Raw genomic sequence first — 20,196 nt, forward strand, 5'->3', positions numbered from 1 at the left:
AGGGGAGCTCGACCCATGGCTGGAACAGCCGTTCATCACGATCACCGCCATGATCATTCGGATCATGGCCACGCGGACCACGCGCACAAGCCGCTGACCTTCTTCCAGCGCTGGTTCCTGTCGACCAACCACAAGGACATCGGCACGCTCTATCTGATCTTCGCGATCATCGCCGGCATCATCGGCGGTACGCTGTCGGTCTTCATGCGCGCCGAACTTCAGGAGCCGGGCATCCAGATCTTCCACGGTCTGGCGCAGATGGTCTATGGCTTCGAGGGCGATGCTGCCATCGACGGCGGCAAGCACATGTTCAACGTCTTCACCACCGCCCATGCGCTGATCATGATCTTCTTCATGGTCATGCCGGCTTTGATCGGCGGCTTCGCCAACTGGATGGTGCCGATCATGATCGGCGCGCCGGACATGGCGTTCCCGCGCATGAACAACATATCGTTCTGGCTGATCGTGCCGGCCTTCCTGCTCGTGCTGCTTTCGATGTTCGTCGAAGGGCCGGCGGGTGCCTACGGTGCCGGCGGCGGCTGGACGATCTATCCGCCATTCTCGACGTCCGGCATGCCGGGACCGGCAATGGATCTGGCGATCCTCGGCCTGCACATCGCCGGTGCCTCGTCGATCCTCGGCGCGATCAACTTCATCACGACGATCCTCAACATGCGCGCTCCGGGCATGACACTGCATAAGATGCCGCTCTTTGCCTGGTCTGTTCTGATCACCGCCTTCCTGCTCCTGCTGTCGCTGCCGGTTCTGGCTGGTGCCATCACCATGCTCCTGACCGATCGCAACTTCGGCACGACGTTCTTCGCCCCCGAAGGCGGCGGCGATCCGATCCTGTTCCAGCACCTGTTCTGGTTCTTCGGTCATCCGGAAGTATACATCCTGATCCTGCCGGGCTTCGGCATCGTCAGCCACATCATCTCGACCTTCGCGCGCAAGCCGATTTTCGGCTATCTCGGCATGGCCTATGCCATGGTCGCGATTGGCGCCGTCGGCTTCATTGTGTGGGCGCACCACATGTATACGGTCGGCATGTCGCTTCAGACGCAGCGCTACTTCGTCTTCGCGACGATGGTCATCGCGGTTCCGACCGGCGTGAAGATCTTCTCCTGGATCGCAACAATGTGGGGCGGCTCGATCCGCTTCACCACTCCGATGGTCTGGGCGATCGGCTTCATCTTCCTCTTCACCGTCGGCGGCGTCACGGGCGTTCAGCTCGCAAACGCCGGCCTCGACCGTGCTCTGCACGACACCTACTACGTGGTTGCCCACTTCCACTACGTGTTGTCGCTCGGTGCCGTCTTTGCGATCTTCGCGGCCTGGTACTACTGGTTCCCAAAGATGAGCGGCTACATGTACTCCGAGTTCCTCGGCAAGCTGCATTTCTGGGTGATGTTCGTCGGCGTGAACCTCATCTTCTTCCCGCAGCACTTCCTGGGTCTTGCCGGCATGCCGCGCCGCTACATCGACTATCCGGATGCCTTTGCCGGCTGGAACATGGTATCGTCCTACGGCTCCTACATCGCCGCGGTCGGCGTGCTGATCTTCCTCTTCGGCGTCGCCGAGGCCTTCGCGAAGAAGCGCGTCGCGGGCGATAATCCGTGGGGTGAGGGCGCCAACACGCTGGAATGGCAGCTGTCTTCGCCGCCGCCGTTCCACCAGTGGGAACAGCTCCCGCGGATCAAGTGACGGACAACGAACAGAAGCCGCCGGTTACGGCGGCTTCTCCCCGCCGGCCTTCCGGCATGATGCGGCTTATCGTTCCGCAGCAAATTCGGGAAAGAGACATGACGCTCATCGACAATCACGAGGCAGTCGGCATGGAAGGCGCAGCGCGCCTGTCCGAAGCCTCTGCGCGGGATTACTTCGAGCTCCTGAAGCCGCGCGTCATGTCGCTGGTCGTCTTCACGGCCTTTGCCGGGCTAGTGCTCGCGCCCGGCTCCATCAATCCCGTCATCGGCTTCATCGCCATTCTCTGCATCGCGATCGGCGCCGGCGCCTCCGGGGCGCTGAACATGTGGTATGACGCCGATATCGATGCGGTGATGAGCCGTACCGCCAAGCGTCCCATCCCCGCAGGCAAGATCCTGCCGCAGGAAGCGCTCGGCTTCGGACTCACCTTGTCGGCGTTCTCCGTGATCATCCTTGGGCTCGCCGTCAATTGGCTCGCAGCCGGATTGCTCGCCTTCACAATCTTCTTCTACGTGGTCATCTATACGATATGGCTGAAGCGCTCGACGCCGCAGAACATCGTCATCGGCGGCGCCGCGGGAGCTTTCCCGCCGATGATCGGCTGGGCCTGCGTGACCGGCGGAGTGTCGCTCGAAAGCATTGTGCTCTTCCTCATCATCTTCCTTTGGACGCCGGCCCACTTCTGGGCACTGGCGCTCTTCAAGATGCGTGACTACGGCGCCGTCGGCGTGCCGATGATGCCGAACGTCTGCGGCGAGGCGACGACCAAGCGGCAGATCCTGGTGTACGCGCTCCTGACCGCGCTGAGCGGCATCTGTCCCACCCTGCTCGGCTTTGCGAGCCTGGGATACGGAGCCGTTGCGGCTGCCCTTGGACTGGGTTTCATCTGGTATTCGCTTGCCGTGCTGCGCATGCCCGAAGGCGATCTCAAAATGCTGCCGGCGAAGAAACTCTTCGCCTTCTCGATCGCCTATCTCTTCGCGATCTTCTCGGCCCTGCTCGTGGATTACGTTGTCGCCCATATCTGGCTCAATGCCGGAGGTATCATCTAATGGAAACCGTCAAACTCAGCGACGCGCAGAAGAAGTCCCGCCGCGGCCGCAACATCGCGCTCGGCCTGGTGCTCGCCGGTCTCGTCGCGCTGTTCTATGTCGTCACGCTGATCAAGTTCGGCGGCGGCATGGCCCATTGAAGGTGCGGCGCATGACGAACACCCCGCAATCACCCGGGAAGGAACGCGCCAACAGCGTCATCGTCGGCGGCTGCCTTGCCTTCGTCGCCGGCATGGTCGGCATGGCCTATGCGGCCGTTCCGCTCTACGACATGTTCTGCCGGGTGACTGGCTATAACGGCACGACGCAGCGCGTCGAACAGGCTTCGGACGTTATTCTCGACGAGAAGGTCAAGGTGACCTTCGACGCCAATGTCGGGCCGGGTCTGCCATGGGATTTCAGTCCGGTCCAGCGTGACATCGACGTCAGGATCGGCGAGACGGTGCAGGTCATGTACCGGGCGAAGAACCTTTCGTCGAAGCCGACGACCGGTCAAGCGACGTTCAATGTGACGCCGATGGCGGCGGGCGCCTATTTCAACAAGGTACAATGCTTCTGCTTCACCGAAACGACGCTTCAGCCGGGCGAGGAAATGGAGATGCCCGTCGTCTTTTTCGTCGATCCGGAGATCGTCAAGCCGGTCGAGAGCAAGGACATCAAGACACTGACGCTATCCTACACCTTCTATCCGCGCGAGCCGTCCAAACCGGTCGCTGCGGTGAAGGACGAGGAAATTGAGAATAGACTTTGACAGGAGGTCCGTTTCGGCTATTCCGGGCGGGCGACACATAGGACTATCGGGGATTACTGACATGGCCGGAGCGCATCAGAAAAATCACGACTACCACATCATCGATCCGAGCCCGTGGCCGCTGCTTGCCTCCATCGGCGCCTTCGTCATGGCCTTCGGTGGCGTCGGTCTCATGCGCTACGCTGCCGGCGGTTCGTTCAAGCTGTTCGGTCTGGAGCTCGCCAATCCGTGGCTTTTCGTGATCGGCCTGGCGATCGTTCTCTACACGATGTTCGGCTGGTGGTCGGACACCATCAAGGAAGGCCGTGAGGGTCATCACACCCGCGTCGTGTCGCTGCACCTGCGCTACGGCATGATCATGTTCATCGCCTCCGAGGTGATGTTCTTCGCCGCCTGGTTCTGGGCCTTCTTCGATGCGAGCCTGTTTGCCGGCGAACCGATTCAAGCCGCTCGCGCCGCTTATACCGGTGGCGTCTGGCCGCCCAAGGGCATCGAGGTCCTCGATCCCTGGCACCTGCCCCTTTACAACACCGTCATCCTGCTGCTCTCCGGTACGACCGTCACCTGGGCGCACCACGCGCTGCTGCACGACGACCGCAAGGGCCTCATCTCCGGCCTGACGCTCACGGTGCTGCTCGGCGTTCTCTTCTCCTTCGTCCAGGGCTACGAGTACGCGCATGCGCCGTTCGCCTTCCGGGATTCGATCTATGGCGCCACCTTCTTCATGGCGACCGGCTTCCACGGTTTCCACGTTCTGGTCGGCACCATCTTCCTGCTGGTCTGCCTGTTCCGGGCGCTGGGCGGCGGCTTCAGCCAGCAGCATCATTTCGGCTTCGAGGCGGCCGCCTGGTACTGGCACTTCGTCGACGTGGTCTGGCTGTTCCTCTTCTTCTCCATCTACATCTGGGGTGGATGGGGCGCGCCGATCGCTCACGGCTAATACCGACGCGGTACGATGATCACGGGGCGGTTGCGGATGCAGCCGCCCTGTTTCGTTAGAGAGCGGGCGATGAAAAATGCGTATGTGTGGCCGCTTGCTGCGGTGCTAATTTTGACGGGCCTGTCACCGGCGCTCGGTGCCGAGACCGCGGATAGAGTCGTCGTCTACAAGGAACGCCGCCTGCTGCAATTGTTTAAGGGCGAGCGGCTCTTGCGCGAATTTCCGATCGCGCTTGGCGGCAATCCGGTGGGAGACAAGATGCAGGAAGGCGATCGGCGGACGCCGGAGGGGCGTTATGTTCTCGACTGGCGCAACGACGCGAGCAGCTTCTACCGGTCCATGCACATCTCCTATCCCGCGGCCGAGGATGTGCAGGCTGCCGCCGCCAAGGGCGTGGACCCGGGCGGCATGATCATGATCCATGGCCAGCCCAACTATCTCGGCTGGCTGGCCTTTTTGACGCAGATGTTCGATTGGACGGACGGTTGCATTGCCGTTACCAATGCCGAGATGGACGAAATCTGGGACATGGTCCCCAACAACACGGCGGTCGAGATCAACCCATGAATGACGACAAGGCGCTTTACCCGCCGGTTGAGCCGATCATGGCGGGAATTAAAGGAAGGTGCCCGCGCTGCGGCCAAGGCCATCTCTTCGACGGCTTCCTGAAGGTCCGGCCGGCCTGCGAGAATTGTGAACTCGACTATCGCTTTGCCGATTCCGGCGATGGCCCGGTCGTTTTCGTCATCCTCATCGTCGGCTTCATCGTCCTAGGGGCAGCGCTCTGGATGGAGGTCAATGTCAATCCACCACTATGGCTGCACTTCCTGCTCTGGATACCCCTGGCAACGGTTCTCAGCCTGGCGTTGACCAGAATGCTGAAAGGCGCGCTGATCAATCTCCAGTATCGCAACAATGCACGCCCGGGCGAAATCGACCGTGGCTGAAAAGCATAAGCCGGCCTCGCGCGGCCGCCTCGGTCGGATTGGCGGTCTTCTGCTCGTGGCGATCGCCCTCGTCGTACTCGTCTCCCTCGGCACATGGCAGGTTGAGCGGCTGCAGTGGAAGGAAGCGCTGATAGCTGCGATCGCAGAACGCCGGTCGGCGCCGCCGGTCTCCCTCGACGAGATCGAGGCCATGGCTGCGGGCGGTGAGGACATCGACTATCGCACCACCATTGTGTCCGGCGTCTACGACCACCGCAAGGAGCGGCATTTCTTTGCCACCCACGGCGGTCGCACCGGCTACTACGTCTTCACGCCGCTGATGCTCGCGGACGGCCGCGCCCTGTTCGTCAATCGCGGCTTCGTGCCCTTCGAAAAGAAGGACGCCGCGGCGCGGCCCGAGGGGCAGGTTACCGGAAGCATGACGATCAATGGCCTGGCGCGGCCGCGGCTTTCGGAGAAGCCGTCGTCGCTGGTGCCCGACAACGACATCGCAAAAAACATCTTCTACTGGAAGGATCTCGATGCGATGGCCAGGGCAGCCGGCATCGCCGCCGATCGTGTCGTTCCTTTCTTCTTCGACGCGGATGCAACGGAAAACCCGGGTGGCTTGCCGATTGGCGGGGTGACGCAGTTCGACCTGCCAAACAACCACCTCCAATATGCGCTCACCTGGTACGGCCTTGCGGGGGCGCTGGTTGTGGTGAGCGGCACCTATCTCTATCGCCAGCGACGCAGAGATGACTCCGAAAAGTGACAAGGGGAATGAATGGGTATTCTCGCCGCCATCCTGATTGCGCTTACCGCTTTGCTGCACGTCGGGTTCCTCGTGCTCGAAATGTTTCTCGGGACGAAACCCCAGGGGCGGGCTGTCTTCCATATGACGGCGGAGCGGGCCCAAACGACGCGGGTGCTTGCGGCCAATCAGGGGCTCTATAACGGATTTCTCGCCGCTGGCCTTTTCTGGTCGCTGCTCCAGCCGGAGCCGGCATTTGCCCTGCAGTTGAAGGTGTTCTTTCTTGTGTGCGTGATCGTTGCCGCTATATATGGCGGATGGTCGGTCAAGCCCCGTATTCTTCTCATCCAGGGCAGCCCGGCAATGCTCGCGCTCCTGTTCGTTCTACTGGCGTCCTGATTCATGGCCTCATCCACGGCAGCAAAATCCCCGATCACCATACGTCTGTGCGGGCCGCGTGGCTTCTGCGCGGGTGTCGACAGGGCGATCCAGATCGTCGTGCTGGCGCTCAAGGAATTCGGCCCTCCCGTCTATGTCCGGCATGAGATCGTGCACAACCGCTACGTCGTCGAGGGGTTGGAAGCCAAGGGGGCGATCTTCGTCGAGGAACTCGATGAGATTCCGCCGGAGCATCGCAAACAGCCGGTCGTCTTCTCCGCCCATGGCGTGCCGAAGTCCGTGCCGGCTGATGCCGATCAACGCAATCTCTTCTATCTCGACGCCACCTGTCCGTTGGTCTCGAAGGTGCACAAGCAGGCGATGCGCCACCACCGGTTGGGGCGCCACGTGGTGCTGATCGGCCATGCCGGGCATCCGGAGGTCATCGGTACGATGGGGCAATTGCCGGAAGGGGCGGTCTCTCTCATCGAAACGGTGGCGGATGCTGATACCTATGTACCGCCCGATCCGGACAATCTCGGCTTCGTGACGCAGACGACGCTCTCCGTTGACGACACCGCAGGGGTGATCAAGCGCTTGCACGAGCGGTTTCCAAATCTGACGGCGCCGGCGGCCGATTCCATCTGCTACGCCACGACCAACCGGCAGGAGGCGGTCAAGCAGGCAGCCCCCGGCTGCGATCTGTTCCTGATCGTCGGTGCTCCCAACTCGTCCAATTCCAAGCGGCTCGTCGAAGTGGCCTTGCGGGCCGGGGCGAAGCATGCCGTTCTCGTGCAGCGGGCCTCGGATATCGACTGGGATACCCTCGGTGACATTGAGATGGTCGGGCTGTCGGCCGGCGCCTCGGCGCCGGAAGTGATCGTCAACGAGATCATCGAGGCATTCCGCGAACGCTATCACGCGACGGTCGAGCTTGCCGATACGGTCGAGGAAAACGAGAACTTCCTTGTCAACCGCGAACTCCGCCATGTCGAGCTGACCGCCGCCGACATGGCCTTCGTCAACGGTGAATAGAGCGGGGGCGACAAAGCATACCGCTCCAACACCTTGCAATCCTGTTTCCGAAAGTAGCGACCTTGGCAGTTTACACTGATATCACGGAAGATGACTTGATCCGCTTTCTGGCGGACTATGACGTGGGAACGCTCACCTCCTACAAGGGCATCGCCGAAGGTGTGGAGAATTCAAACTTCCTTCTCCATACGACGACGGGTTCCTATATCCTCACGCTGTACGAAAAGCGGGTGAATGCCGATGACCTGCCGTTCTTCCTGGGCCTGATGCATCATCTTGCGGAAAGGGGGCTTTCCTGCCCGCTGCCCTTGCCGCGCGCCGATGGCGCGCTTCTCGGCACGCTGTCGGGCCGGCCGGCCGCCGTCATCTCCTTCCTTGAAGGCATGTGGTTGAGGAAGCCGGGGGCGCAGCACTGCCGTGAAGTGGGCCGGGCGCTCGCGTCGATGCACGAGGCTGGCGATGGATTTGCCTTGAAGCGGCCCAACGCCCTCTCTGTCGGCGGCTGGCGGCCGCTCTGGCGGAATTCCGAGGCCCGCGCCGATGAAGTGCAGGACGGATTGAAGGACGAGATCGCGGCGGAACTCGCCTATCTCGAAGAGCATTGGCCGAAGCGCCTGCCGGAGGGCGTGATCCATGCCGATCTCTTCCCGGACAACGTCTTCTTCCTCGGCGATCGCCTATCCGGGCTCATCGACTTCTATTTCGCCTGCAACGACTTCCTCGCCTACGACATCGCTGTCTGCCTGAACTCCTGGTGCTTCGAGAAGAACGGCTCCTACAACATCACCAAAGGCATGGCCTTGCTTTCGGGCTACGAAAGCGTGCGAAAGCTGACGGCGGAAGAGGTGGCGGTCCTGCCGCTACTGGCCCGGGGCTCGGCGCTGCGTTTCTTCCTGACGCGCCTCTACGACTGGCTGATGACGCCGGCCGGCGCCCTGGTGGTCAAGAAGGACCCGCTGGAATATCTGACGAAGATCCGCTTCCACCGCGCTGTCGCCTCGAGCGCCGAATACGGCCTCAGACGTGAAGAGACTCCGCGATGAAGCACGTCGAGATCTTTACCGACGGCGCCTGCTCGGGAAACCCCGGGCCCGGCGGCTGGGGGGCGGTGCTGCGCTACGGCGAAGTGGAGAAGGATCTGTTCGGCGGCGAGGCGGAGACCACCAACAACCGCATGGAGCTGATGGCCGCAATCTCGGCCTTGAACGCGCTGAAGCAGCCCTGCGAGGTCGATCTGCACACCGACAGCAAATATGTCATGGACGGCATTTCGAAATGGATTCACGGCTGGAAGCGCAACGGCTGGAAGACCGGTGACAGGAAGCCGGTGAAGAACGGCGAGCTGTGGCAGGCGCTCGATGCGGCGAGGGACCGCCACCAGGTGACCTGGCACTGGGTCAAGGGGCATGCCGGCCATGTGGAGAACGAACGTGCCGACGAACTCGCGCGCAAGGGTATGGAGCCGTTCAAAAAATCGGGCCGCGCGAAGGTCACCCTGTAGAACGGGCCGGTCGGCCCGTTCCCATGATCATTTGGTTGTCAGCCCGATCAAAGCTGTTCCAGCATCGCTGCCGCGCCGGAAACGGTCGCCTGACCCGGGGCGTCTTCGACATTCAACGCCTTGACCACACCATCCTCGACGAGCATCGAATAGCGCTTAGAGCGGATGCCGAGCGTGCCGGCGGAGAGATCGATATCGAGGCCGAGTGCCTTGGTAAAGGCGGCATTCCAGTCGGACAGGAAATGGATCTTGCCCATGCCGCCTGATGCCGTTGCCCAGGCGCCCATCACATGCAGGTCGTTGACGGCGACCACGGCGATGTCGTCGACGCCGCGCGCGAGGATCGCGTCGCGGTTTTCGAGATAGCCGGGAAGATGGTTGAGCGAGCAGGTCGGGGTGAACGCCCCCGGCACGGCGAAGAGAACGACGCGTTTGCCCTTGAAGAGCTGGTCGGTGGTTACCTCGACCGGTCCGTCGGCGGTCTTTTCCTTGAAGGATGCATTGGGTAGCTTGTCTCCGACAGCGATCGTCACGGGTCTCTCCTCGATTTCACTCGCGGTTCGGCAAAGGGGTTGCCGAGCCTGCGAGCGACTATATGAACGCGTCAGTCAAAGGCAAGGGTGGTTTCCATGCTGCGATCGCCGGCGCGAACAGTAAGCGCGATCGGTTTGCCGGCAATCGCCCGGTCCTTGCCGGCAGGCTTCACCGGAATGTCCACGCGGCGCTCTGCGCCGGCTAGATGGCCGATGACCGGTGTTCCGAAGGAGAACCCCGCTGGCCCGGCGAGGAAGATCTCCGGTTTGCCCGCCTCGCGCGGAAGCCGAAGGTCGAGGTGAATGATGCCGGCATCTTCATCGAAGGCGGCCTTCGTAATCCTGAAATCATCTGACGGTGGCTCCGGAAGTGCTGCGACGGCCTTCTCGATGCGCGCAGCGTCGAGTGGATTGTCGAAATCGCCGCTCTTCAGCGCCAGATCGAGTGTCCCCTGAACCGGGATGCAGATGTCTTCGCAAACGCCGAGGAACACGGACGCCCGGACCGCCAGATCCTTGTCATCGCTTGCCCGCTTTAGCACGAGCGGGAAGGCAACCGAGCTGTCGTAACCGACATAGCGCCCCGCTCCCTCGCCAAAGGTCTTCGGTGCGGGAAAACGGATCCCCTCCAAAGCGACGCCGCCGGTCGGATCGAGCGTGATCTGCGGCGGTATTCCGCTCGCGCCCGGGTCGCGCCAATAGGTTTTCCAGCCGGGCTCCAGTTTGATCTCGAGAATAGCGGGAATCGAGCCATCCGGTTTCGGCTGGGAGGCGACGAGGCGGATCGTCCCGCCGGGGGATGTCAGCCAGTCGCTGGTTACGGCCTGGGACTGGCTCGGCAAAAAAATAGCAACGAGAAGGCTTGCCTTCGCGAGGCACTGAGCCATCTTCTTCCTGGTTCGGCGTCCGATCATGACCTAGCACTAGCGCGTTTCAGCATCCGTCTCCAGCCGCCGTGAGAGGTCGGCGATCATATCTGCTTGATCGGCGATGCGGGTGTGATCCCGCCCGAACTGGGCCCCAACTGTGGATTCGTTATCTTCTTGATCGTTGGAGCTCGAATCAACGCGGACGAGCGTCGTGCGTGCAAATTTCGGCCTGCGCCACGTAGGGGCGCTTTTCATTTCGTGCCGAATTGGTAGGCTATCTTCATTATGGCGACAACGGTGCAGCAGAAGATACGCGAACGTGGTTTCCTTGACGGTCAGTTCCTGATCGCCATGCCCAGCATGTTCGATGCCAATTTTGCCCGCACGGTGATCTTCGTCTGTGCCCATTCCGAAGACGGCGCCATGGGCTTCGTGTTGAACCGAGCCCAGCGGCTGACCTTTCCCGACGTGCTCCTGCATCTGCAACTTCTCGACCCCGACGAAGCGATCCGACTGCCTTCGACGGCACGCGAGTTCCAGATCCAGGCAGGCGGCCCGGTCGAGACCGGCCGTGGCTTCGTCCTGCATTCGGATGATTACCTGAGCGATTCGAGCATCCCGGTCAGCGACGATATCTGCCTGACGGCGACGCTCGACATCGTCAAGGCCATTTCGCGGGGCGAGGGGCCTCTCAAGGCCACGATGCTGCTCGGCTATGCCGGATGGGGACCGGGCCAGCTCGAAAACGAAATCTCCAGCAATGGCTGGCTCACGTGCCCGGCGCGCGAAGAGCTGATCTTCAGCCGTGACCTCGATGAGAAATACGATCGGGCGCTTGCGATGATGGGCATCTCTCCAGCTATGCTTTCCCCCGACGCCGGCCACGCCTGATAGACATCCAGCCGATTCCCCGTTACGCCCTCTTCATGAGCGGAAATCGCTCCTTTAGGAGCCGCAGGATCGATTCCGACCCGACGGGCGGGCCGAACAGGAAGCTCTGGCCATAATCACAGCCCATCTGTGCGAGCTGGATCGCATCCTCCTCCGACTCGATACCTTCGGCGACGATCCGCATGTCCAATTCGCGCGCCATGGCGATCACCGAGCGCAGCACGACGCCGCGCTTGTCGCTTGGATCGCGGACCAGCGCCTTGTCGATCTTGATCGTGTCGAAGGGGAAACGGGTCAGATATGACAGCGAGGAATGACCGGTGCCGAAATCGTCGAGGGCGAGCCGCAGTCCCGCTTCCCTGAGTTTTTCGAGCACGAGCCGGGCCTGTTCCGGATTTTCCATCACCAGCGATTCGGTCAGCTCCATCTTCACCTTGGCCGGATCGCACCGGTTCTTGTTGAGGATGGCGCGCACGTCATCATAGAGCCCGTTGTTGAGGAGCTGCGCGCTCGAAAGATTGATCGAGACGAAGATAGGCAGATCGCCGGTCTGGATCTGCCATTCGGAAAGATCGCTCGTTGCCTGGTCGAAGGCGAACATGCCGAGCTGGTTGATGATGTCGGAGTTTTCCGCGATCGGGATGAACTCGGTCGGCGAGATATTGCCACGCTTCGGATGGTCCCAACGCATCAGCGCTTCGAAACCGGCGACCTCGGCGTCGCTCAGACGCACGATCGGCTGGTAGACGAGCGACAGTTCCTTGCGTTCGATCGCTCGCTTCAGGTCCGCTTCAAGCTGCAGGCGATCCGATCCGGATGTCCGGAAGGCTGGCCGAAAGGGCTCGACGCGGTTGCCGCCCTCCTTCTTGGCGCGGAACATCGCAAGCTCCGCATCGTCGAGCAGGCTTGCAGCGCTCTGCTCCTGGTCGAGCCAGGATACCAGCCCGATCGACGCGGTAAGGTTAATCTCGCGGTTGCCGTAGTTGAGCGGCACCATGATCGCCTTGCTGACCGCATCGGCGAAATCGGCGATCTTCGCCGGGTCGCGCTCGGACATCAGGATCAGCCCGAACTGGTCGCCGCCGAGGCGGGCCAGTGTGTCCTGCGGGCGCAGCAGCCGGCGCAGCCGCCGCGTCAGCGCGATCAGAATATTGTCGCCGGCCGCGATTCCGAACAGGTCGTTGACCTGCTTGTAGCGGTCGACGTCGATGGCGAGAACGGTCGGTCGCGTCGCAGTGGTGCCGTCGGACATCAGCAGGATCGCCTGCAGACGGTCGAGGAAGACCTGCCGGTTCGGCAGGCCGGTGAGGTTGTCGAGGAGGGCGTTCTGCAACAACCGCTCGACCGAATTGCGCTGTTCGGTAATGTCGACGATGGTGCCGACGCAGCGGATGATCTCGCCATTGGCGCCGAGAACCGGCCGCGCCCGGATCGACAGCCAGTGATAGTGGCCGTCCTCGGCGCGCGCGCGAAATTCATGGTTCAACCGGCCGCGCCTGTGCTCGAGAAGCACGTCCAAGGTCGCCCGGAAACGGTCTCGGTCATCCGGATGCAGCCGCGGCACCCAGTTGCGGACCGGTCCGTTCATCGTGCCGAGCGAGAGGCCGAGTTGGTGCGAAATATCCGGGATCGTCACGACGCGGTCGCGCGCCACGTCCCAGTCCCAGACTGTGTCTCCCGAACCGGTCAGCGCCAGCGCCTGCCGCTCTAGGTCCGAAAAGAGGCCCTGCTGATAGGCGCCGCCGGCAAAGGCGTGCTGCATGACCGTGAAGCCGATCAGCAGGACGATCAGAACGAGGCCGCCGCCGAGCGCCGGCTGGACGATATCATTGGCGAGCTGCCCGGTAACCGCCAGCCACGCGCCGAAAAGCCAGACAAGGATCAGGAGCCAGGCCGGAACGAGAAGGATGGCGCGGTCGTAGCGATTGAGGCCGAGATAGGCGATCAGCACGATGCCAACGGTCGCCGTCAGCGCAAAGGAGAGGCGGGCGATGCCCGATGCGATGGCAGGATCGTAGACGGCGACGCCGAACAGCAATGCTAGGCCGAGAATCCAGGCGAGCGTCGCATAGCCGAGATGCTGATGCCAGCGGTTGAGGTTCAGATAGGTGAAAAGGAATATCACCAGGCCTGCCGCCAGGAAGACTTCCGTTCCGGCTCGCCATATGCGTTCGTCACCGGCCGTCACGCTGATCAGCTTCGACAGAAAGCCGAAATCGACGCAGATATAGGCAAGAACGGCCCAGGCGAGCGCCGCCGTCGCCGGCAGCATCGACGTGCCTTTGACGACGAAGAGAATGGTCAAGAACACCGCAAGCAGACCGGCGATCCCGAGCACGATGCCGCGATACAACGTAAAGGCGTTGACCGTGTCCTTGTAGGCGTCCGGCTGCCAGAGATAGATCTGCGGCAGTTCCGGCGTTGCAAGCTCGGCGACGAAGGTGATGACCGCGCCGGGGTTGAGCGTGATGCGGAACACGTCCGCCTCGTCGCTCGGCTGGCGGTCGAGGGCGAAACCCTCGCTCGGGGTGATTGACAGAATGCGTTGCGAGCCAAGGTCCGGCCAGAACAGCTTCGAATTGACCAGCCGGAAATGCGGCGCGACGATCACCCGCTCGAGCTGCTCTTCGGAAACATTGGCGAGCGCGAAGACGGCCCAATCGCCCTGGTGGTGCTCCGTGCTCGACCTGACCTCGATGCGCCGCACGATGCCGTCCGTTCCGGGGGCGGTGGACACCTGGAAAGCTTCGCCTCGGCCGGAGTAGATTTCCGTCGTGGCGGTCAGGTCGAGCGCCGTGTCCTCGCGCGAAATCTTCACCGGCTCGAGAGCATGGGCAACGCCGCCCGCGACGCCGAAAATGAAAACGGCGAATGCGACCAGAAACGCCGCCAGCCTTGCGACGGGCGCTGCGAACGGCTTGCGGGTCAGGGGCATCAAAGGGGCATGTTCCTGCTCGGTACGGCATCCGCGGACAGAAGCGAAAACATCAGGTGATCGCGCCACTGGCCGTTTATCTTTAAGTACTGTCTCAAGTAGCCTTCGCGCTCAAAGCCGGCCTTTTCAAGGAGCCGAATGCTCCGTGTGTTTTCTGGAATACAGGCTGCTTCGATACGGTGCAACTCGAGGGTCGAAAAGATGTAGGGGATCGTCAGCTTCAGTGCCTCGTACATGTGGCCCTGGCCGGCAAATTTCTGCCCCATCCAGTAGCCGATCATGCAGTTCTGCGCCGCGCCCCGGCGGATATGGCCAATCGACAGGCCGCCGAGGAGGATCTCGTCGGGTTTGCGGAACAGGAACAGCGGCACCGCCTGGCCGGAAGCATATTCCTGTTCGTTGCGAATGACGCGGCTGCGAAACGCCCCCTCGGTCATCTCGTCAGTCCGCCAGGTCGGTTCCCACGGTTCCAGGAAGCTGCGGCTCGCGCTTCGCAATTGATACCATTGCCCATAGTCAGCGTAGCGAGGGAGGCGAAGAAGGTAATCCTTGCTGGCGATCTCGACCGATTCGGGCTGCCGCGACAGGAACCGAAAAACCGATCGTGCCATATATGCCTCCGGGCCAAAACTCGCCTGCCGGCGGGCGGAGATCGGCTTCATGCTCTTCCTCGTCCCGCTCTGGTCAACTTACGCAGCCGGGCCGAAATGCCAGCCCGGATCGCGCCATCACTTCCAAGGATTCCGAAGGCGCTGTCTCATTGCGAAGCGTTGCACAAGTCAGGGGCTAAATCGAATCCGATTTTGGAGATCGTGCAAGAAAACACGGGTCGCGCGGGCGCCGGGACGCGATCCCGCCAACTGTGATGTGACTTTAACCCGCGAGGGCGTGGACGGCGGCGGGCCCGGCGTTCAAAGACGACAGGATGTCGCTCATCGGGGCGAGGTGCTCGAGGGGGCCGATCGCCGAAAGGGTAGGGGCCGTATCGAAGAAGAGCCGACCGGCGAGATCGGTCAGCCGCTCTATCGTGATGCCGGACAGCCGCTCCATCAGTTCCTCGTTGGGAATGGGGCGCCCGTAGAGCATCATCTGGCGGGCGATCTGGCCGGCGCGCGCCGCCGGGCTTTCCTGTCCCATCAGCAGTTGCGCCCGGATCTGTGCGCGGGCACGCTCGATCTCCTGCTGCTCGATGCTGGTCGAGGACTTGCGCAACTCGTCGATGATGACCGGCATCAGTTCGGGAAGGTTTTCGCCCCCCGTTGCGGCATGGATGCCAAAGATGCCGGTATCGGAAAAGCCCCAATGGAAAGCGTAGACCGAATAACAGAGCCCGCGATGTTCGCGTACTTCCTGGAACAGGCGCGAGGACATGCCGCCGCCGAGGATATTGGCAAGGATCTGCGAGCAGTAGAAGTCCCGGGCGTGATAGGCCCTGCCTTCGAAGCCGAGCAGCACCTGGGCGTCCATCAGGTCACGGGTCTCGCGGCCGTCGCCGCCGGTGTACCGCGCCGTATCGAGGACCGGGGGCGACAGCGGCGTGACGGGCAGGGTGGAAAAGCGCTCCTGGACCTGGCGCACGATCGTATCATGGTCGACGGCACCGGCCGCGACGATGAACATTCTGTCGGTCGTGTAATTGCGGCCGAGATAATGACGGATCTGGTCGGGGGTGAACGACATCACCGTTTCCGGCGTACCGAGGATCGGGCGCCCCACCGTCTGGTCGCGATAGGCGGTCTCGGCGAAGCGGTCGAAGACAACGTCATCGGGCGTGTCGTCAGCCGCGCCGATCTCCTGCAGGATGACGTGCTTCTCGCGCCTGAGCTCTTCCTCCTCGAAGGTCGAGTCCGTGAGGATGTCGGCAAGAATATCGATCGCCAGCGGCACGTGGTCCTTGAGCACCCGGGCGTAGTAGGATGTCGTCTCGGTGGAGGTGGCGGCGTTGACCTCGCCGCCGACATTTTCGATCTCTTCGGCGATCTGGCGGGCGCTGCGCCGTCTCGTCCCCTTGAAAGCCATGTGCTCCAGCAAATGCGCAATTCCGTGTTCATCCACGGTTTCGTTGCGCGAACCGGACTTGATCCAGACCCCGAGCGCCACGCTTTCCAGATGCGGCATTCGCTCGGTTACCACCGTCAGCCCGGAAGAGAGCCGGGTGCACTCAACTTTCATCATTCGTATCTTTCGTTCTATTCCCGAACGCGGGTACGCTCGCCGATGAAGGTTTCGACCTTTTTCAGCTCAGCATCCAGGATATCGAAACGCTCCGCCCCAGTCATGAGATCAGCAAGCCACGTCGGAAGCGTGGGGTCAATACCACTTGCCGATTTTACGGCGTCGGGAAATTTCGCGGGGTGGGCGGTCCCGAGCGTTACCATCGGTGCCGATGGCTTCTCGTGCCTGGCGGCGACGCAGACGCCGATTGCCGTATGCGGATCAAGGAGATAGCCCGATTTCTCGAACGTGTCGCGGATCGTTGCGGCCACCTGCTTTTCCGAGGCGCGGCCGGCGCGAAATTCCTTGCGAATTTTTTTTAGTGCGCCCTCTGCGATTGCAAAGGATCCGGATTGCTTGAGGCTTGCCATTGCGGCGCGCACCCCTTCAGCCTCGCGCCCATAGACCTCGAACAGCAGCCGTTCGAAGTTGGATGAGATCTGAATGTCCATCGAGGGCGAGGTCGTCGCCTTGACCTCGCGCATCTCGTAGCGGCCGGTCTTCAGCGTGCGCGCCAGAATGTCGTTCTCGTTGGTCGCGATGATCAGCTTGTCGACCGGCAGGCCCATGCGTTTGGCGACATAGCCGGCGAAGATGTCGCCGAAATTGCCGGTCGGCACCGTGAAGGAAATCCTCCGGTCAGGGCCGCCAAGCGCGATTGCCGTCGTGAAGTAATAGACGATCTGCGCCATGATGCGCGCCCAGTTGATCGAGTTGACGCCCGAGAGCTTGACGCGGTCGCGAAAGGCCGTGTCGTTGAACATCGCTTTGACGAGATTCTGGCAATCGTCGAAATTTCCCTTGATGGCGATCGCATGCACGTTCGATGCGCCCGCGGTCGTCATCTGCCTCTGCTGTACCGGCGAGACCTTGCCGTGCGGGAAGAGGATGAAGATGTCGGTCCGTTCCCGACCGGCAAAAGCGTCGATCGCGGCTCCTCCCGTATCTCCGGAGGTCGCCCCGACGATCGTCGCCCGTTCGCCGCGCTCGGCAAGCACATGGTCCATGAGGCGGGCCAGCAATTGCATGGCGACGTCCTTGAAGGCGAGCGTCGAACCGTGGAAGAGTTCCATGACGAAAGAGTTGGGGCCGGTCTGGACGAGCGGTGCAATGGCCGGATGGCGGAAGGTGGCGTAGGCCTCGTCGATCATCTCGCGGAACTTGGCCGCCAAGATTTCGCCATTCGTGAAGGGTTCGAGAACGGCGAAAGCGATTTCCTGATAGGATTTGCCGCGCAGCGCCCGGATTTCCTTCTTCGAGAAGGTCGGCCATTCCTTCGGCAGGTAGAGACCACCGTCACGGGCAAGTCCTGCCAGAAGAGCGTCGCAGAAGCCGAGGGGTGCTGCTTCCCCACGCGTCGAAATATACTTCACCTTCTTCATCCTTCGTTACCGCATCTCAGTGTTACAGCGGGACGGACGGTCCGCTTTCCTAGCGCGCTATCACGCCGACGTTGCATGTCCTTTAAGGGAGAACCGCCGCCCGGCCACCTATTTGTTCCAGTTCGCCAAAAATCGCGCGGCCATTCTTGTCACCATGGCAAATTTCCGAACATTTCGGAAATTTGGGCTTGCGGCGCCCGACCGGTCGATTTTTCGAATTGCCGCTGCTATAGACGATGCCCGAGGGCCGAGAAAGGCCTTCACCGTTCGTCGGTCTGGAGGAGGAGGGGATTGCGCATGGGTTCCTGCTCCGGCCATGGAAGGGATCGCGACAGCTTCGGCCTAACGCGCCGCAGTTGCTGTGGTCTCAAAGCTTCACCGGTTCAGTAGGGGTCGTGCAACGTGTCTCGCCATCTTCTCGCAATGTCTGTCCTTTTGGTCGTCGCAGGCTGTAACAAGACGCAAGACGGCGGCGCCATCGAATCTGGCGGCAACGCGGCCGCGCCGACGCCGGCCGTGATCCAGGCGGCTTGCCCTCCTGTAACGCTGCGGGACGGCACCGCCTCCTATCGCACCTATGCGAAGGGCGGGAAGGATGACCCGACCAAGGTCGTCTATCAGGCGTCCCTTGCCGACACCACGCGGCAATGCGTGCAGAGCGAAGGCGCCCTGACGGTGACGGTGGTCGCTCAGGGCCGCGTCGTGGCCGGTCCCGCCGGTGGTCCGGGCAAGCTGACGATGCCGATCCGTGTGGCAGCGACCGACGGCGAAAAGACGCTCTATTCCGAACTGACGCAATATCCGGTCGAGGTCCCGCCGGGCAGCACCAACACGCAATTCATCTTCACAAAGGCGAATGTCACCCTGCCGGCCGGCGCCGGAACCGATGCCAAGATCTTCGTTGGCTTCGACGAGGGGCCGCAAAAGGCGAAGCAGTAGACCGCATCGCCATCCGCGGAAGAGCGAGTCCCGCTGCAATCCACCGCCCAAAGCCAAACGCCGGGGGGCACTGCCCCGGCGCTGCTCTTCCCGTCGGCACCCGTTACTCGGCCGCGACGCTCTTGCCGGCTTCCCATTTGTAGAGCGAGAAGCTCGGCGACGTGAGATCGCCGCTTTCGCCATAGGTCAGCTTGCCGATGGCGGTGTCGATCGCCTCGCCGGACTTGATCGCCGTCGCAACCGCGGTTGCATCGTCGGCGGATCCCGCCTTCTCGATGCCCGCCTTGATGACCTGGACGGCGGCATAGGCATTGAGCGTGAAGGCTTCGGCCGGGATGTTCTTGGCGTTCAGTGCCTCGATCACCGGGGCCGCGGCCGGGTGGCGGGTCGCGTCGCTGGCATTGGTGTAGATCGTGCCCTCGGCGGCGTCTCCGCCGATCGCCCAGAACTCGGTGTTGGAGAGGCCGTCGCCGCCGATCAGCAGCGACTTGACCCCCTGATCGCGCATCTGGCGGACCATCAGGCCGGCCTCGGCGTGATAGCCGCCGAAATAGACGACGTCGACATTCTCGGCCTTGAGACGCGTGACGATGGCGCTGAAATCCTTTTCACCGGGGTTCAGGCCCTCGTAAACGACTTCCGTGATGCCGCCCGCGTTGATTGCAGCCTTGAAGCCGTCGGCGAGCCCCTTGCCGTAAGCACCCTTGTCGTGCAGCACGGCGACGCGCTTGTCCTTGAGGTTCTTGACCACATAGTCGGCGGCGACGACGGCCTGCTGGTCGTCGCGGCCGCAGGTACGCAGCACGTTCCAGAGCCCGCGCGTGGTGAGGTCGGGCGTGGTTGCCGTCGGCGTGACCATCAGGATGCCGTTCTCGGCGAGCACGTCGGATGCCGGCATCGCCGTGCCGGAAAGCACCGGTCCGACGACATAGCGCACGCCTTCGCCGGCAAGCTGGTTCGAGACGGAGACGGATTGCTTCGGTTCACCGGCGTCGTCGACGATCTTGATGACGATCTTCTCGCCCTTGATGCCGCCGGCATTGTTGATGGCTTCGACCGCTGCCTCGGCGCCGTTCTTTACTTGCTCGCCGAAGGCCGCGACCGGGCCGGTGAGAGGGGTGATCACGCCAAGTGTGATGTCGGCATGGGCGAGCGGCGCGAAGGCGACGCCGGCAGCCAAGGTCATTCCGGTCAATAGTGAAAGACGCATGGTATTTTCTCCTTGGAATTAACCGCTACAGCGCCCGGATGCACGAAGGCGCTGTGGCACTTTGAACTGCTGCATGCTGCGGAAGCGGAACCATGCAGTGGTCGACCTTGATATAGACCTCGCGCGCCGTCCGAAAACCCGCTGATTCTCGGAGGAGGGCATGCGTCTTCAATGCGGCA

Annotated in this window: 21 protein-coding genes; 14 read left to right on the forward strand and 7 right to left on the reverse strand. The window is 62.2% G+C overall.

From position 1 onward, the window contains the following. The first annotated feature begins 15 nt into the window (after positions 1–15). The 12 genes from ctaD (at position 16) to rnhA (ending at position 9,044) form a co-directional block, all read left to right on the forward strand. Positions 16–1,704, forward strand: a complete 1,689-nt coding sequence (ctaD, locus tag USDA257_RS03035; RefSeq protein ID WP_014761408.1) for a cytochrome c oxidase subunit I — start codon at positions 16–18, stop codon at positions 1,702–1,704. Between the two features lie 98 nt (positions 1,705–1,802). After that, entirely contained in the window at positions 1,803–2,759 is a 957-nt protein-coding gene (locus USDA257_RS03040; protein WP_014761409.1) for a heme o synthase, read from the forward strand. Beyond that, on the forward strand, positions 2,759–2,899 hold the full coding sequence (locus USDA257_RS36995; protein ID WP_014761410.1) for a hypothetical protein: 141 nt from the start codon (positions 2,759–2,761) through the stop codon (positions 2,897–2,899). Before USDA257_RS03040 ends, USDA257_RS36995 begins: the two co-directional genes overlap by 1 nt. Positions 2,900–2,910: 11 nt before the next feature. Beyond that, positions 2,911–3,510: a cytochrome c oxidase assembly protein gene (locus USDA257_RS03050; RefSeq protein ID WP_014761411.1), complete on the forward strand. Its 600-nt coding sequence runs from the start codon at positions 2,911–2,913 to the stop codon at positions 3,508–3,510. 61 nt (positions 3,511–3,571) lie between these two features. Then, entirely contained in the window at positions 3,572–4,450 is an 879-nt protein-coding gene (locus USDA257_RS03055) for a cytochrome c oxidase subunit 3 (RefSeq protein ID WP_014761412.1), read from the forward strand. A gap of 69 nt (positions 4,451–4,519) precedes the next feature. Further along, positions 4,520–5,017, forward strand: a complete 498-nt coding sequence (locus tag USDA257_RS03060; protein WP_179875408.1) for a L,D-transpeptidase family protein — start codon at positions 4,520–4,522, stop codon at positions 5,015–5,017. Then, the gene (locus USDA257_RS03065) at positions 5,014–5,397 is read left to right on the forward strand and encodes a DUF983 domain-containing protein (protein ID WP_014761414.1); all 384 of its coding nucleotides are present in this window, start codon (positions 5,014–5,016) and stop codon (positions 5,395–5,397) included. Before USDA257_RS03060 ends, USDA257_RS03065 begins: the two co-directional genes overlap by 4 nt. Beyond that, a complete protein-coding gene (locus tag USDA257_RS03070; protein ID WP_014761415.1) occupies positions 5,366–6,151 on the forward strand; it encodes an SURF1 family protein in 786 nt (261 codons plus the stop codon). Before USDA257_RS03065 ends, USDA257_RS03070 begins: the two co-directional genes overlap by 32 nt. A gap of 12 nt (positions 6,152–6,163) precedes the next feature. Beyond that, the gene (locus USDA257_RS03075; protein ID WP_014761416.1) at positions 6,164–6,529 is read left to right on the forward strand and encodes a DUF1304 domain-containing protein; all 366 of its coding nucleotides are present in this window, start codon (positions 6,164–6,166) and stop codon (positions 6,527–6,529) included. Positions 6,530–6,532: 3 nt separating this feature from the next. Next, positions 6,533–7,543 (forward strand): 4-hydroxy-3-methylbut-2-enyl diphosphate reductase, encoded by a 1,011-nt coding sequence (ispH, locus tag USDA257_RS03080; RefSeq protein WP_014761417.1) that lies wholly within the window; start codon positions 6,533–6,535, stop codon positions 7,541–7,543. Between the two features lie 62 nt (positions 7,544–7,605). Further along, on the forward strand, positions 7,606–8,586 hold the full coding sequence (locus tag USDA257_RS03085; protein ID WP_014761418.1) for a homoserine kinase: 981 nt from the start codon (positions 7,606–7,608) through the stop codon (positions 8,584–8,586). Continuing rightward, the gene (rnhA, locus tag USDA257_RS03090) at positions 8,583–9,044 is read left to right on the forward strand and encodes a ribonuclease HI (protein WP_014761419.1); all 462 of its coding nucleotides are present in this window, start codon (positions 8,583–8,585) and stop codon (positions 9,042–9,044) included. Before USDA257_RS03085 ends, rnhA begins: the two co-directional genes overlap by 4 nt. Before the next feature lie 47 nt (positions 9,045–9,091). Here rnhA and USDA257_RS03095 read toward each other — a convergent pair whose 3' ends face one another. Further along, entirely contained in the window at positions 9,092–9,577 is a 486-nt protein-coding gene (locus USDA257_RS03095; protein ID WP_014761420.1) for a peroxiredoxin, read from the reverse strand. 71 nt (positions 9,578–9,648) lie between these two features. After that, on the reverse strand, positions 9,649–10,491 hold the full coding sequence (locus tag USDA257_RS03100; RefSeq protein WP_041413877.1) for a protein-disulfide reductase DsbD domain-containing protein: 843 nt from the start codon (positions 10,489–10,491) through the stop codon (positions 9,649–9,651). A gap of 240 nt (positions 10,492–10,731) precedes the next feature. Between USDA257_RS03100 and USDA257_RS03110 the strand changes: the two genes are divergently transcribed. Beyond that, complete coding sequence (locus USDA257_RS03110) at positions 10,732–11,337, forward strand: YqgE/AlgH family protein (RefSeq protein ID WP_014761422.1); 606 nt, start codon at positions 10,732–10,734, stop codon at positions 11,335–11,337. A gap of 22 nt (positions 11,338–11,359) precedes the next feature. Here the strand turns inward: USDA257_RS03110 and USDA257_RS03115 are convergent, their stop codons facing one another. The 4 genes from USDA257_RS03115 to thrC form a co-directional block, all read right to left on the reverse strand. After that, positions 11,360–14,272, reverse strand: coding sequence for an EAL domain-containing protein (locus USDA257_RS03115; protein ID WP_014761423.1), 2,913 nt, complete (start codon positions 14,270–14,272; stop codon positions 11,360–11,362). Then, on the reverse strand, positions 14,272–14,883 hold the full coding sequence (locus tag USDA257_RS03120; protein ID WP_014761424.1) for a GNAT family N-acetyltransferase: 612 nt from the start codon (positions 14,881–14,883) through the stop codon (positions 14,272–14,274). The genes USDA257_RS03115 and USDA257_RS03120 overlap by 1 nt, the downstream gene beginning before the upstream one ends. Before the next feature lie 262 nt (positions 14,884–15,145). Beyond that, positions 15,146–16,447 carry a M16 family metallopeptidase gene (locus USDA257_RS03125; protein ID WP_014761425.1) on the reverse strand — a complete coding sequence of 434 codons (1,302 nt, stop codon included), beginning with the start codon at positions 16,445–16,447 and terminating at the stop codon, positions 15,146–15,148. Positions 16,448–16,461: 14 nt separating this feature from the next. Continuing rightward, positions 16,462–17,868: a threonine synthase gene (gene thrC / locus USDA257_RS03130; protein ID WP_174900812.1), complete on the reverse strand. Its 1,407-nt coding sequence runs from the start codon at positions 17,866–17,868 to the stop codon at positions 16,462–16,464. Between the two features lie 423 nt (positions 17,869–18,291). Between thrC and USDA257_RS03135 the strand changes: the two genes are divergently transcribed. Beyond that, positions 18,292–18,807, forward strand: coding sequence for a hypothetical protein (locus USDA257_RS03135; RefSeq protein ID WP_041413879.1), 516 nt, complete (start codon positions 18,292–18,294; stop codon positions 18,805–18,807). Between the two features lie 103 nt (positions 18,808–18,910). On the opposite strand, the gene USDA257_RS03140 is transcribed toward USDA257_RS03135, so the two are convergent. Further along, positions 18,911–20,017: a branched-chain amino acid ABC transporter substrate-binding protein gene (locus USDA257_RS03140; RefSeq protein WP_014761429.1), complete on the reverse strand. Its 1,107-nt coding sequence runs from the start codon at positions 20,015–20,017 to the stop codon at positions 18,911–18,913. Positions 20,018–20,196 lie beyond the last annotated feature (179 nt).

The sequence above is a fragment of the Sinorhizobium fredii USDA 257 genome (assembly GCF_000265205.3).
Taxonomy (GTDB): domain Bacteria; phylum Pseudomonadota; class Alphaproteobacteria; order Rhizobiales; family Rhizobiaceae; genus Sinorhizobium; species Sinorhizobium fredii_B.